Raw genomic sequence first — 14,652 nt, 5'->3', positions numbered from 1 at the left:
CATCGAGTGGCTCTTTTTTTATGGGCAGGGAACGGTCAGTGCTCGATGATCCTGCGGAACGGCGGTAGCGCGTCCAACAGCAGTTGGCCGTACCGGCGTGCAATAATGCGGCGGTCAAGAATGGTCACCCGTCCGGTGTCCTGCTCGGTGCGCAGCAGTCGGCCCACGGCCTGCACCAGCTTGATGGAGGCGTCCGGTACGGTGATTTCCATGAACGGATTGCCACCCCGCTGAGTCACCCACTCGGCGAGGCTGGCCTCAATGGGATCATCCGGCACCGAAAATGGCAGCCGTGTGATTACCACGTGGCCGAGGTACTTGCCGGGCAAGTCGATTCCCTCGGCAAAACTCGCGACGCCAAACAACACGCTGGGTCGCCCCTCATCGACGCGGGCACAGTGCTGGCGCAGCACTTCGCCTTTGGCCATGTCGTCCTGGGTGACAATCAGGTCCGGGTATTCCGGCGCCAGCGCATCCCGCACAAGTTGCATTTGCCGGCGGGAGGTGAATAGCACCAGCGTGGCCTTCTCCCCGGCCCACAAGTCCGGCAATCGTGACACCAACGCGTCCGTGAACGCATCATCGGTGGGCATGGCGGTCATCGCCGGCACTTCCACCGTGGCCATTTCGGCATAGCGGAAAGAACTGGGCACCACCAGGAAGCGGCTGGCCTCCGGTAGACCCGCCCTCGCCTGAAGGCGGTCGAATCGTCCCAGCGCTGTCAGAGTGGCGCTGGTCAACACCGCGCCGTAGGCCCGCGACCACAAACGGGAATACAACAGGTTGTCTGCCAGTACCGGGCTGCTATAGAGGGTGATATCTTCAGCATGATCCCAGCGCTGGCGCACAGCCCAGCGGGCCGCTGGTGGGCTTTTCAGCTTTGGCCTGGGCTTTGACGGCGCCTCCTCGCCAGACGCGTCCTCCTCGGCTTTCACTGCCGTGGGCTCACACCAGGCTGCCCAGAGTCTCAGTTGCTCTTCCGAACGCGCGTGAAAGGATCCGATCACCGGGTACCAGGACTCCGCCGTCTCCCGATCCACCTCATGCTCTTTACGCTCATCAAAGGCTTTCTGCAGCTCGTCCGCCAACACGCCCAGCTGACGAACCAGGTTGGCGGTTACCAGGCGCGCGTTTGCGGCCAAATCCGCCAGTGCTTCCGGCAACTCACCTTCCGGATAGCGCCACTGGGCAGAACGACGTTCCTCACTGAATTCCCAGCCGGTATTCTGCTCGGCTTCGTCGTAGACCTCTGTCAGCGCCACGTCCACCTCCCGGGAGGCATGGCTGACACGATCAATGGTCTTGGCCGCCAGCGTCGTCGGCGACAGGTAGGGTTGCATCTTACCCAGGGCCTGCGAAAGCTGCTTGAGCCACTGGCGCGTGGCATTCAGCGGAACCGACGCGGCGAAGTGGTTGAGGGCCTTGTCGGGCAAATGATGGGCTTCGTCAAAAATGAACAGGGCATTCTCCGGCTCCGGCAGAATGGCGCCGCCGCCCAATGCCAGATCCGCCAGCACCAGATCGTGATTGGCCACCACGATATCAGCATCGTCCAGGTCTTTACGGGCGTCGAAGAACGCACAGCTGTCAAAGTAGCTGCAATGCCGGTTGGTGCATTGGCGGTGATCGGTTGTGACCTGGCGCCAGACGTCATCGGGAATCTGGTCAGGCCAGTGGTCCCGATCACCATCCCAGGTGCGGGACCCGTAGCTGGCCAGCATTTCCTCAAAGAAGGCACGGGTGCCCGGCTCTTCATGCCCAGGGCCGTCCAGCAGAAACAGCGGCATGGTATCGCTGTCGCCGTTACCCTCATCGTGCAGTCTTGCCTCCAGCCGCGACATGCAAAGGTAGCGTCCGCGGCCCTTCGCCAGGGTCCAGGAGAAGTCCATTTTACTGTGTTTCTTGAGATCCGGCAGATCCTTATGAACGATCTGGTCCTGCAACGCGACCGTGGCGGTCGAGATGACCAGGGTCTTACCCAGCGCCTTGGCAACCGGAATGGCCGCAATCAGGTAAGCGAGGGTCTTCCCGGTACCGGTACCGGCCTCCACCACACAGGCCGACGGCGGAGAGGTTCGCTGGCCATCATTTTCCGTGATATCGCCCATATACCGCGCGATTTCCGCAATCATCAGGCGTTGACCGTAACGGGCACGAATATCCTTGCCTGCCAGCACGTCCCGGTAACTTTGCTGAATCTGCTGCTTTGTGTCGTCAGCGAGGGCCATCAGCGGGGGCTCATCCAGTCACGTACCACACCCACGCGAAAACGGCGGCCTTCCTTGCTGAGTTCCACCCCCTCTTCGGTGATGCGCTCAACGCGAATGCCGGAAAAGCTGTCGCCTACCCTCATGTACTGGTTGTTGATCATTACCCGTCTCGCCGACGGCTCTGAGGCGTAGATGTGACTGTTGAACTTCAAATCGGGAATGCTTCTCTGAAAGGGCACGGGTAGTTCAACAAGATGCGGTACACGGCCCTCCGGGATTTGCTCGGATTCAGCGGGGGACGCCACCGGCAACCTGCGGTCCGGTACAATAATCGTAGGCGCCAGCCGCGGCTCCGGCTCCCCGGTCTCAGCGAGTTCAGGCTCACCCACCGGGGGCACATCGGGCAGGTTAACCGCAGACATTTCCTGAGTTTCCGTGGTTTCCTGAGTTTCTGGCACATCCCGTATCTCCGGCGCAGCAGACGTGCGAATCTTCTCCGCCATCACTGGCCAGAAAATGAAGGCCAGAACCACGGCATTGATGATCAGGGCAATCGTGATCCAGACAGCAGGCGGGACCGATTTCTTTCGCGGTTTATGAATGATCTGAACCTGCTGGCCCAGGTCAGGGACCTTGCCCTGACGACGCTCGCTTTCGGATTTTCTGAGGGCGTCGAGAATGTAGGACATCAGTTCCCTCCACCCGATGCACCGTCGCTGAGCCGCGGGAGGTCTGCGTCCAGATCATTATTAATCTGAATGAGGGTCATGGGCCCGGCAATGCCATCCACCGTCAAGCCTTTCTTGCTCTGAAACCACCTTATCTGCTCGGTAAGGTCCATCCGATTGATCCGGTCGTTCTCTGTGGGGTCAGTGCTGTGAAGCTCGGCCAATTCCATCATTCTGGCGGCCATGCCGGCACGGGCAGCCGGGGTCTCATCGCGCTCACCCAGCATATAGGACGGCAACTGCCAGAGCACGGTGAACTTTCCCGTCCAGAGGCGCTCAAGGGAACCGACACTCACCGTATGCGAACCGTCCGCGGTGATCAGCACCCCCTCCTCACCGTTGATGCTGCGCAGTACGGCATAACCGGTTGACCCCCTCAGACCTGCTTGGGAATCCTCTCCCGTAACCTCTTCAGTATTGCGCAGCTCCAATATGGCGGGTCTGTCCAGGAACGAAAGGCTCCGCCAGGTGCCCTGACGCTCGAGGCATCGTAAATTGTTTGTCACGGCAAACAGGCACTCGGCAGGGTTTTCCGAGGGCGAATACTCCAGATCCCAGATTGAGAACAGCAAACGGTAGGCTCCGGTTCGCGAGCTGGTCTGGCGGGCGAAATCCAACGCTGGAAACGTCGGGAGGTCGGCCTGCGCGGGGTCTTCTTTCTGGTTCTGGTTCTGGTTCTGGTTCTGGTTCTGGTTCTGGTTCTGGTTCTGGGTCTGTGTCTCGCTCTCGATCGCGTCCTCGAGGCGTTCGATGGCACCTGCCAGTGGTTGTATGGTTTCGCTGGCTTGCGGACTCGGCGACACTGCATCGGAATTCCAGCGATCGAGCAGCAGTACAGTGGCAAAAAGCGCCAGCAAAACAGATGCCGATATCATCAGCCAGTGACGCTTGTTCCCCCCGCTTCGAGAGGTAACTCTGGCAGACAAACCACCGTTGACCTCGTGTGCGGCCGTGCGGATGTGCCTGCGGGTAATGACGTGTTCGCCTTCCGCATAGGCCCCCAGCAAGGCTCGGTCACTGATCAGGTTGACCAATCTCGGAATGCCGTCACTGACGCGGAACAATGTCTTGATTGCCCCGGCGCTGAAAATATCGGCCCGCAGCCCCGCCACACCGAGCCGGTAGCGCAGGTAGCCCGGCAGCTCGTCCGCAGCCAGCGCATCCAGGTGATAGCGGGCAGTCACTCGCTGGTTCAACTGACGAAGCTCCGGTCGCGCCAGCAACGCCTGAAGTTCCGGCTGCCCCAGCAGCACAATTTGAAGCAGCTTTTTTTCAGCGGTCTCCAGATTGGTCAGCAGCCTCAGCTGTTCCAGCACGTCTGCGGAGAGGTTCTGTGCCTCGTCAATCACCAACACTTTGTGGCGGCCCGCCGCATGGGCTTTCAGCAGGTCGGCGTTAATCAGATCAACCAGCTGTTTGATGCTGGCACCCAGGGGGTGAGAAATTTCAAGCTCATCGCAAACCGACGACAGCAACTCGCGCGCGGACAGCCTGGGGTTGAGGATCAGGGCGATGTCGACGTGGTCGGGTACATTTTCAATAAAGCAGCGGCTGACGGTGGTTTTCCCTGTGCCCACCTCACCGGTAATGACAATAAATCCGCCCTGCCCCTGGACGCCATACATGAGATGCGCCAAGGCTTCTTTGTGGCGCTCACTCAGATACAGGTAGCGGGGATCCGGAGCAATCGAAAACGGGGGTTCCCGAAAACCGAAGAAATCGTAGTACATGAGTGTCCAGTCAGATGCTCAGGCGGAGAAAGAAAAAGTCGCAGGGACAGACGTCGCCCCCGATGACGCGCTCATCATACCGCCCGGCTCCCTGGCGTGTCATCTCAAGAGCTCCCGGATTCGGCATTGCTGACCAGCCTCAATTCACCGGTGGCCCGTTTTTGCTGGTTTTTCAGACGACGGACGCAGCGCTCAAGGGTCTTGGATATCCGGGCGTGTGAACGAATCATTGAGATCTTGGGCCAGGTCGCGCGCTCACCAGCGAGGATCATTTCCCGCACATACGCCGGCTCCGGGTTACTCAGCATACGGCGAAAATCTCGCAAACGGTAATTCGGCGCTATGGTGACATCGCCGGAATAACGTTGCGCCATGATCGTGTACATCTGTCCGGAAATCTGTCGAAGGATTTCCGGGCGAACCCGCTTACGGAGGTAGTCGAACAACCCCTGGCCATGAAACTGGATTTCCGACTTGATCAGGTGCACCGGCAACTTGGCAAGACTGAGTTTTTCGTCCCGCCCGCCCCGGGCGAGAAACGGAACCACATGGGGATTGGTCTGGCTGACAATGGTGTAGTTGACGTCGTACAGGTGCATCAGACGCTCGATGGGCAGATCGCTCACCACCGAGCCATCCACAAACTTCAGCCTCGGCATGTAGGGCAGCGAGTGCCCGTGCATGTCCTTTTTCATCAGAGTGACCGGCGGGAAAATACCCGGGACCGCCGCACTGGCCAGTGCGGCACTCCAGACCAGCAGGTACGGGGAGGTGTATCCACTCAGTAACCGTGCCTTCTGATGGGCCTGTACCGGTGAGACGCTAACGTTGATGGAACGCCCGGTACGCTGATACGCCTCTTCGAACGTCAGCTCACCCATGTTGGCCCGCAGGCAGGACTTTAGCTGATCCTGATCCATCAGGCCGTCACCCCGCATGGCGCTGAGCAGCCCCCGCCATTTCCAGGCTTTCAGGTGGTGGTTTTCCGGCACCAGCATTTCCGGGATTTCCGCGTCCGTATGCACACCCAGTATGCCTGCAATGATGGCACCAATACTTGAACCGGCAATCACCTGCGGCAATAGCCCCTTCTCCCAGAGCGCCTTGATTACGCCGAAATGAAACATGCCCAGAGTCGCGCCGCCGCTGAGCAGGAGTGTCGGGCGACCATAGCTGTTCAGGGTGTCGCGGAAGAACTGGAGCTTTTCAGAAACCGGAAAACCCTGCACGGGGTGATCGCAGAGGAAATCCAGCGCCTCACACACCTGAACGATATACTCTTCAATCAGATGTTTGGTGCCCACCCGTGACTGGGTATAGAGCGCTGGGTTCCCCATGTTCCCGAGGTCGTGATGCAGCCCCTCCCGGAGCGCGCGCTTCAGGCGCTCGACATCGTTCTGTTGACGGTACTGCTGGAGATTGCTGAGCCGATCGTAAATCAGCTCGTAATGGTAAAGATCAGAAACAAAATCCTCTTTCCACTCCGCGCTGCCCTCGAGGAAATCGAGTTCCAGGGCAGCGGCTTTCCAAACTTCGTAATTGGGGGCCTCCGCCAGCATTTTGCGAAACTTGCGAATGCGGTCGTCGGTCATTGGCGTCAGAAATCTTCCAGCATCAGGTCTTCGTCTTCTTCAGCAAACGGATCGGAAGTGGTTTTACCATCATTGATCAGGAACTCCCGCCGCTGCAGATAGGCATTTCTCACGAAAGTATAGCCGTCTCCGGACATAAAGCCTTCAGCGGGGATCAGATCAGCGCGCTTATCGACAACCTGCAAGCCACGGGCGTAATACACGTCCGGGGTTTCGGCATAATCCCAGGCAGACGGCAGTAATACCATATCCGTGCCGAAACCGGTCAGATCACGGGGGTTGGACGGGCCCAGAAAGGGTAACATCAGGTAAGGGCCGGAGTTCATTCCCCAATAACCCAGTGTCTGACCGAAATCTTCCGGACGTTCCGGCAGCTCGAAGGCGGTGGCGACGTCAATCAGCCCCCCAAGGCCAAATACGGTGTTGTAAGTAAAGCGACCCGCCGCAACCACCGCAGACTCGCCCTTGAGCTGGAACAGGCTGTTCGCGAAATTTCGAACTTCGGTGAGGTTATTGAAAAAGTTGGTGACGGCCCGATCCGCAAAACCGGGCATGACCGTCCTGTACCCAGTGGCGATGGGGCGCAGGAACCAATCGTCGATGGCCTCATTGAAGCCATACACCTTACGGTTCCAATTCTCGTAGGGATCCGATTCTTTCACCGGCTGCGATTGCTCCGGCGCCGGCTCCTGCATGTTCTGGGCGGCCACGTTCGACACACCGGCAAACAGGGCAAGCACCGCGAATAAAACCAGCGTCGGCGACGGGCGCCGGAAATAAAAATGTGTCATCTAAGAGCCTGAGGTTGTTAATTCCGTTTCTGTTCGTCGAGAATACCAGCTCTGTTATTCTTTTTATTCGTTCTCAGGTTCGGAGGAACCCGATGTCAGTACCGGGAAATCTAGTCAACACCTTGTCCACGCCCCTGCGTTGGGGTGATATGGATGCTTACGGCCACGCCAACAACACGGTTTATTTCCGCTTTTTCGAAGAAGCCCGGATTGTGTGGCTGAACTCCATGAACCTCGGCGGCTCCGAGGCCGCGGACGGTCCGATCATTATAAAGACCAGCGCGACTTTTCTGAAGGAGTTGAACCACCCGGCAACAATTGTGGTCAAAACATACGCTGACAAGGCGGGTAATACCAGCCTTGACACCTATCACACCCTGACAGACGCCGAAACCGGGGAATTGTACGCCGAGGGCTACGCGAAGATCGTGTGGTTTGACCGTGTCAACCGCTCATCGACCCGGTTGCCGGACTCCCTGCGAGCCCTGGCAACCCATTGATCAAAGGGGCTATCGGCGGCGCACGACAACGCTGCCGATGGAATACCCGGCACCGAACGAGCAAATTACCCCGAGATCGCCGGTCTGTAAATCGTCCTTGTTCTTGTGGAAGGCAATGATCGAACCGGCGGAACTGGTGTTGGCGTATTCGTCAAGAATCACCGGGGCCTCATCGGTGGTGGCGTCGCGCCCGAGCACCTTCCGGGCAATCAGCTGGTTCATGTTGAGATTGGCCTGATGCAGCCACATGCGCCGCAGATTGTCAGGTACCAGGGTCAACTGCTGCAGCTGAGACAGTATGGTCTCTGCCACCAGCGGCGACACTTCCTTGAACACTTTCCGGCCCTGCTGGACAAACAGCTTGTCCGGCTTGCCCAAACCGGATTCATCGGCACGGTTCAGGAACCCGAAATTGTTGCGGATGTTGTTCGAGAATCTGGTTTTGAGGCTGGTGCCGAGAATCTCGAAGCCCTGACCGGCGGCAACATCGGATTCCCGCTCAACCAGGATCGCGGTGCAGGCATCACCAAAAATGAAATGGCTGTCGCGATCGCGAAAATTAAGGTGGCCTGAGCAGATTTCCGGACTCACCACCAGCACCGCGCGAGCGCTGCCATTTTCCACGGAATTCACCGCCGCCTGCAAACCGAAGGTTGCCGAACTGCAGGCGACGTTCATGTCATAGGCAAAGCCATCAATACCCAGGGCCTCCTGGACCTCGATGGAAATGGCCGGATACGCCCGCTGCAGGTTGGAACAGGCGACAATCACCGCGTCCACGTCAGCTGCGGTTTTGCCGGCCTGCCGTAACGCCTCATGACAGGCCGCAACGGCCATGTCGCACTGCACTGACGGTTCATCATTGCTGCGGTCCGGAATCGACGGAGCCATCCGCTCCGGATCCAGAATACCTTGCTTGTCAATCACATGGCGGCGTTTAATCCCGGATGCTTTCTCGATAAAGGCAGAGGACGAGGGTTGCAAGGGTTCCCTTTCGCCACGGGAGATTTCGTCTGCGTTTCGGGCATTCTCAAGCTCCACGAAGGCGTTGAATGCCTCCACCAGCTCATCGTTATCAATGGTTGCAGGCGGTGTGTACAGACCGGTTCCGCTAATGACGGCTTTAATCACGCTAACTCCACGTCAACTGTCTTAAAAAGAGTGAAAGATAATTCCGACAATGCACCAAATAGTAACACAGTCCCGGCGATTTGCCCGCGACGACCAAAGTATCACACCCGTGTCTGCTCCCACTGGCGGTCAAGGCGCTTGACCGACACCGGCATGACCGTGCCCAGTTGCTGTGCGAAGAATGACACACGGAACTCTTCCAGCATCCAGCGGTACTGGGTAAGCTCCGGATCCCGAACCCCCTGGCGCTGCTGCTGCTCGAATTTACTGGCGTAACGGGACCACAGAGGTTCGATGGTATGGAGAAATTCTCGCTCGCGACCGGTCTCTCGTGGCATTTTCTCCAGCCGCAAAGCCGCGGCCTCGAAATAGCGGCCGAACTGCTGAAGCCAGGCCGCCGGTGTCGCCACCAGAAACCCGGGGTAGACAAGGTGTCGCAGCTGAAACTTCAGATCCGCCATGCTGTTGGCAAGGGACAGGCTGATTTTCCCTTTCAACTGTTTGGCGACCCGGTGATAACCCTTCATGGCGTCGTGCAAGTGGTGGTCTGCCTGTTCCAGTGCAGGGATGAATTCACCACGACCCTGGTTGAAGATGGCGTCAAAATGCCCCTGGTCACGGGGTAATTCATCGGACAGAAAATGCATCATGACTGTCGCGAGCAGCAGGTCATCCAGTAACACCCGGGCCTGACCGACTGGGGCGAACATCAGCGCCGAGGCCTTGAAATGGGGCAATTTACGCTCAAGCTCGTCCAGGGTATTGCCAAAACGGTTCAGCATTAGCCTGGCGACAGCCTTGCGAGTGGCATCCTCGGCGGTCAAGCGGTCAAGATATCGCGCAACCCTGACCCCTTTACCCAGGTCATCCAGCGCCGGGTAGACCGTTACCTGCATTCCGCCCCGTTCGGTCTGGACCGATTCAGGCAAGGCTCCGAAATCCCACGTCTCGTGAACCTGATCCGTGAGCTTGTCGTCGCTGGCTTGTGCCGCCGATGCAAGAGCCTCCTCGGCCTTGCCCTCAAGCTGCTCCTGCAGGACCGATGCCTCGCGGCCCTCAGCCATGACCTTGCCGCCATCACCGAGCACCCGGACGTTCATCCTGAGATGCCGCGGTAACTCATCCTCTGACCACACCTGGGGATCAATCTGCACACCGGTCATTCGCCGCAGCTGCTCTCCCAGCTGCAGGGCCAGCGGTTCATTGGTGGGCTGCAGGTTCTCCAGGGCTGCGTCCACAAAATCCGGCACCGGTACAAAATTGCGTCGCAAGGATTTGGGCAGGCCTTTCACCAATGCGATGCATTTCTCCCTCAACAGGCCCGGAACCAGCCATTCCAGCCGCCGGGCCGGAATCTGTTTCAATGCCATCAACGGCACCTGGAGCGTGACGCCGTCGCGCTCACTGGTCGGTTCAAACTCGTAACTGAGGGGATATTGAACGCCCTCCCACGCCAGAAAATCCGGGTACAGGTTGCCGGCCTGCGCATCCACAGGTCGCTGCAGAATATCCTGTTCCGTCAATTCCATATTTTTCAGGTCCGGCGCACTCAGCCCCTTCCACCAGGTTTCAAAATGCCGGCCGCTGACGATGTCCTCTGGCAGGCGCTGGTCGTAGAACGCCACCAGTGCCTCGTCGTCCACCAGCAAATCCCGCCGACGCGTTTTCTTCTCCAGGTTTTCCACCGTGTCCAACAACGCCCGGTTGCGTTCGATGAACGGCGCGCGTGACCGGTAGTCTCCTTCGACCAGGGCGCGGCGGATAAACAGATCCCGACAGACCCCGGGGTCCACCTTGCTGTAGGGAATACGGCGCCGCGTCACGACATCCAGACCGTACAACGTGACTTTTTCATAGCCCATCACCTGGGCGCGTTTCTGCTCCCAATGCGGCTCGAAATAGTGGCGCTTCACCACGTGACCGGCCAGTGGTTCAATCCATTCGGGCTGGATCGCGGCCACCGTTCGTGCAAACACCCGGCTGGTTTCAACGATTTCAGCGGCAACAATCCACTTGGGTGCGCTCTTTGAGACTTTCGAACCCGGAAACAGCGTCACCTTCCGGTTTCGGGTAGCGAGGTACTCACGCTTTTCCACCTTCAGCGCCACCTGCCCCAGCAGTCCTGCGAGGATCGCTTTGTGCAGCGAATCGTAGTTGGCAGGCTCGGTATTGATCGCCAGTTTCTGCTCGCGACAGATCAGCGTCAGCTGACGGTGGATATCACGCCACTCCCGCATGCGCATCCACGACAGAAAGGTTTTCTGACACACTTTCTTCAACTGATTCTGAGACAGCTCCTGCCGTTGATCCTCGTAAAAACGCCAGAGATTGAGCAGGCTGGCGAAATCGGATTCCTTGTCATTAAACGGTGCATGGGCCTGGTCGGCTGCCTGCTGTTTATCCTGTGGGCGCTCCCTCGGGTCCTGAATACTCAGGCCGGCAATGATCACCAGCGTTTCCGACAGGCTGCCAAGCTCTGCCGAGGTCACCAGCATACGCGCCAGACGAGGGTCCAGCGGGAGCCGCGACATGGTCTGGCCGAGACGGGTCACCCGGCGCTTGTCATCGACCGCGCCCAGCTCTTCCAACAGTTTATAACCATCATTGATCAGGCGGCTGTCCGGCGCTTCCAGAAACGGAAAATGGCGAATGTCGCCCAGACCGGTGGTCGCCATCTGCAAGATAACGGAGGCCAGATTGGTGCGCAGAATTTCCGGATCGGTGTATTCTGATCGGTTGATAAAATCCGTTTCATCGTAAAGTCGAAAACAGATGCCCGGTGCCACCCGACCGCAGCGCCCTGCCCGCTGGTTGGCACTGGCCTGGGATACCGCTTCAATCGGCAACCGCTGAATCTTAGAGCGCACACTGTAACGACTGATGCGGGCGACGCCGGTGTCGATAACGTAGCGGATGCCCGGTACGGTCAGCGAGGTTTCGGCCACGTTGGTGGAAAGCACCAGACGCCGGCCCCGATGGCCCTGGAACACTCGGTTCTGCTCCTGATTGCTCAGGCGGGAGTAAAGCGGCAACACCTCAGTGTGCTTCAGATCCACATGCCGCAGCACCTTGCTGAGATTGCGAATCTCCCGCTCCCCGGGCAGGAACACTAGTACATCGCCCGGAGGCTTTTTCTGCTGACGCTCGTGTTGCTCGATCTCCTCAAGGGCCTGAAGCACACCGTCGGTCCAGCCCTGGTCACGATCATCCTCGTCGCCCGTCAAGGGGCGGTAACGGATATCCACCGGGTAGGTCCGACCACTGACCTCGATCACCGGCGCATCGTTGAAAAAATCGCTGAACCGGTCCACCTCAATGGTGGCAGAGGTAATGATCACCTTCAGGTCCGGCCGCTTCGGCAGCAGCTGGCGCAGGTAACCCAGCAAGAAATCGATATTGAGACTGCGCTCATGGGCTTCGTCAATGATCAGCGTATCGTAGCGGTCCAGAAACCGGTCATGCTGGATTTCCGCCAGCAGGATACCGTCAGTCATGACCTTGACGCGGGACTGCTCCGAAGTCGTGTCGGTAAAGCGTACCTGGTAGCCCACCTGTTGGCCGGTCTGCTCGCCCAGCTCTTCAGCAATCCGGGCCGCGACACTGCGAGCCGCAATCCGGCGGGGCTGGGTGTGGCCGATCAGACCGCGAATGCCTCGCCCACTGTTCATGCAGATCTTGGGAATCTGGGTGGTTTTACCAGAGCCCGTCTCACCAGCAATGATAACTACCTGGTGGTTCTCGATGGCGTCACGGATATCATCAACCCGTTCCGAAACCGGAAGGTCCGGCGGGAACGTCGCCGGCTTGTGCAGCGCCTGGCGTTGTTGCACCCGTGCCAGACCGCGATCCAGCCATCCCGCTATCTTCTCGAGGTCCTTCTGATCCGGCCTGCCCTTGTTGCGCGCCAGCAATTTGTGAATGCGGGCCGCTTCCTGCTGGTTGCAGGCATCCAGTTGTTCCTGAATGGCCTTCACTGCCGCGGCATTGTCAGGTGCGGGCGAGGATGCGTTTGTGGGAGTCCGAGTCATGAACGGAAGTTACCAGTGTCGTTTGCAATCAATGGAAAAGCGCCAGTCTAACGGCATTGGCTGGCCTGTTAAACGGGAAAACCCCGCCGTGGCGGGGTTTTCCTTACCGTAAGAGCCTGTCGGAACAGGCCCAGGCGGAATTTTACTTCTTATTCGCTTCGTCGCGCAGTTCACGACGCAGAATCTTGCCCACGTTGGTCTTGGGCAACTCATCGCGGAATTCGAAGTTCTTCGGCACTTTGTAAGCGGTCAGACGCTCACGGCAGAACTCTTTGAGTTCGTTCTCGGACACCCCTTCCGGAGTCGCCACCAGGAACACCTTGACGGCTTCACCGCTTTTCGCGTCTGGGATGCCGACGGCCGCACACTCGACAACCTTCGGATGGCTGCTCACCACGTCCTCGATCTCGTTCGGGAATACGTTAAAGCCGGACACAATGATCATGTCCTTTTTACGATCGACAATGCGGATGTAGCCGTCTTCCTGAATCAGCGCGATATCGCCGGTTTGCAGGAAACCGTCGTCGGTAAAGGACTTCTGGGTATCTTCCGGTCGCTGCCAGTAGCCGCGCATGACCTGGGGGCCTTTGACGCAGAGTTCACCCGGCTCGCCCAGCGGCGTCTCATTGCCGTCGTCATCGATGGTCTTCACCACGGTAGACGGAATCGGGAGACCGATGGTGCCCAGCTGAATGGCACTGTGTGGGTTGAAGGTAACAACCGGAGAGGTTTCGGTCATGCCGTAACCTTCGGTGATCTCGCAGCCGGTTACCCGCTGCCACATCTTGGCGGTGTCGCTGGTCAGCGCCATACCGCCAGAAGACGTCAGTTTGAGCGCGCTGAAATCGAGCGCCTGGAAGTCTTCGTTGTTGCACAGGGCGACAAACAGGGTGTTCAGGCCCAGGAACGCAGTGAATTTGTGGTTCTTGAGCTCCTTAACGAACCCGGGAATATCCCGCGGGTTCGGGATCAGCACGTTGTGCGCGCCGGCTTCCAGCATGATTCCGCAGTTCAGAGTAAAGGAGTAGATGTGATACAGCGGCAGCGGCGCAATGACCACTTCCTGGCCTTCCACTATGATGTCTTCCATCATCGGGCGGGTCTGCAGCAGGTTAGCCACCAGGTTGCCATGGGTCAGCATGGCGCCTTTGGCCACGCCCGTGGTTCCACCGGTGTACTGAAGAACGGCAATGTCGTCCGGTTTGCTTTCAACCGGCGAAAACTTCTCTCGCGCGCCGGCACTCAGCACGGCCGGCAGTTTGTGCGCCTGCGGCAGGTTGAACGGCGGTACCATTTTCTTGACGTGCTTGATCACGGCGTTCAGCAGCGTGCGCTTGATCGGCGAATGCATGTCGGCGATCTCGGTCACGATCACGTGCTCGATACCGGTGTGAGGCAGGACCTTCTCCGCGTTCTCGGCCATGTTGGCCAGAACCACCAGGGCCTTGGCGCCGGAATCGTTGAACTGGTGCTCCATTTCCCGCGTGGTGTAAAGCGGGTTAGTGTTGACCACAATCAGGCCGGCGCGCATGGCACCGAACACAACCACCGGGTATTGGCTGACGTTCGGCATCTGTACCGCGATACGGTCGCCCGGCTTGAGGTCGGTCTTGTTCTGAAGCCAGGCAGCAAAATTGCGGCTCTGGGTGTCGAGGTCACGGTATGTCAGGGTGGCGCCAACGGCGCTGAATGCGGGACGGTCTGCGTATTTCTGAACGGCCTGATCAAACACATCTACCATGCTTTTATATTTGTTCAGGTCGACCTCTCGGGGCACACCAGCGGGGTACTTGTCCTGATAGAACTGCTCGAAATCCATCACCATCTCCTGTAGGGCGCTTGTGTTTATATTGTTCTACCGCTGTCGGGGTGGTTAAAAAATCAACCCGACAAAAGTATCAGCCTAAAAATGAGTGGCAGAGAATAGCAGTTTTGTGACCGA

At 58.5% G+C, this 14,652-nt stretch carries 9 protein-coding genes; 1 reads left to right on the top strand and 8 read right to left on the bottom strand.

Features of this window, described 5'->3' with window-relative positions:
- Nucleotides 1-35 precede the first annotated feature (35 nt).
- The 5 genes from dinG to MLC70_RS00925 form a co-directional block, all read right to left on the bottom strand.
- Entirely contained in the window at nt 36-2,228 is a 2,193-nt protein-coding gene (dinG, locus tag MLC70_RS00945) for an ATP-dependent DNA helicase DinG (protein ID WP_248181095.1), read from the bottom strand.
- Entirely contained in the window at nt 2,228-2,899 is a 672-nt protein-coding gene (locus MLC70_RS00940; RefSeq protein ID WP_248181094.1) for a general secretion pathway protein GspB, read from the bottom strand. The genes dinG and MLC70_RS00940 overlap by 1 nt, the downstream gene beginning before the upstream one ends.
- On the bottom strand, nt 2,899-4,668 hold the full coding sequence (locus MLC70_RS00935; protein WP_248181093.1) for an ExeA family protein: 1,770 nt from the start codon (nt 4,666-4,668) through the stop codon (nt 2,899-2,901). The genes MLC70_RS00940 and MLC70_RS00935 overlap by 1 nt, the downstream gene beginning before the upstream one ends.
- A gap of 104 nt (nt 4,669-4,772) precedes the next feature.
- Nucleotides 4,773-6,260, bottom strand: coding sequence for a DUF3336 domain-containing protein (locus MLC70_RS00930; protein ID WP_248181092.1), 1,488 nt, complete (start codon nt 6,258-6,260; stop codon nt 4,773-4,775).
- Nucleotides 6,261-6,265: 5 nt separating this feature from the next.
- Complete coding sequence (locus MLC70_RS00925) at nt 6,266-7,051, bottom strand: MlaA family lipoprotein (protein ID WP_410797569.1); 786 nt, start codon at nt 7,049-7,051, stop codon at nt 6,266-6,268.
- Between the two features lie 92 nt (nt 7,052-7,143).
- On the opposite strand from MLC70_RS00925, the gene MLC70_RS00920 reads away from it, so the two are divergent.
- The gene (locus MLC70_RS00920; RefSeq protein WP_248181091.1) at nt 7,144-7,551 is read left to right on the top strand and encodes an acyl-CoA thioesterase; all 408 of its coding nucleotides are present in this window, start codon (nt 7,144-7,146) and stop codon (nt 7,549-7,551) included.
- A gap of 9 nt (nt 7,552-7,560) precedes the next feature.
- Here MLC70_RS00920 and MLC70_RS00915 read toward each other — a convergent pair whose 3' ends face one another.
- The 3 genes from MLC70_RS00915 to MLC70_RS00905 form a co-directional block, all read right to left on the bottom strand.
- Nucleotides 7,561-8,682, bottom strand: coding sequence for a beta-ketoacyl-ACP synthase III (locus MLC70_RS00915; RefSeq protein ID WP_248181090.1), 1,122 nt, complete (start codon nt 8,680-8,682; stop codon nt 7,561-7,563).
- Between the two features lie 101 nt (nt 8,683-8,783).
- Nucleotides 8,784-12,710 carry an ATP-dependent RNA helicase HrpA gene (gene hrpA / locus MLC70_RS00910; RefSeq protein ID WP_248181089.1) on the bottom strand — a complete coding sequence of 1,309 codons (3,927 nt, stop codon included), beginning with the start codon at nt 12,708-12,710 and terminating at the stop codon, nt 8,784-8,786.
- A gap of 142 nt (nt 12,711-12,852) precedes the next feature.
- Entirely contained in the window at nt 12,853-14,529 is a 1,677-nt protein-coding gene (locus MLC70_RS00905) for a long-chain fatty acid--CoA ligase (RefSeq protein ID WP_248181088.1), read from the bottom strand.
- Between the last annotated feature and the right edge of the window lie 123 nt (nt 14,530-14,652).

The sequence above is a fragment of the Marinobacter goseongensis genome (assembly GCF_023156235.1).
Lineage (GTDB): Bacteria > Pseudomonadota > Gammaproteobacteria > Pseudomonadales > Oleiphilaceae > Marinobacter > Marinobacter goseongensis.
This window is presented reverse-complemented; position numbering and strand designations above follow the sequence as displayed.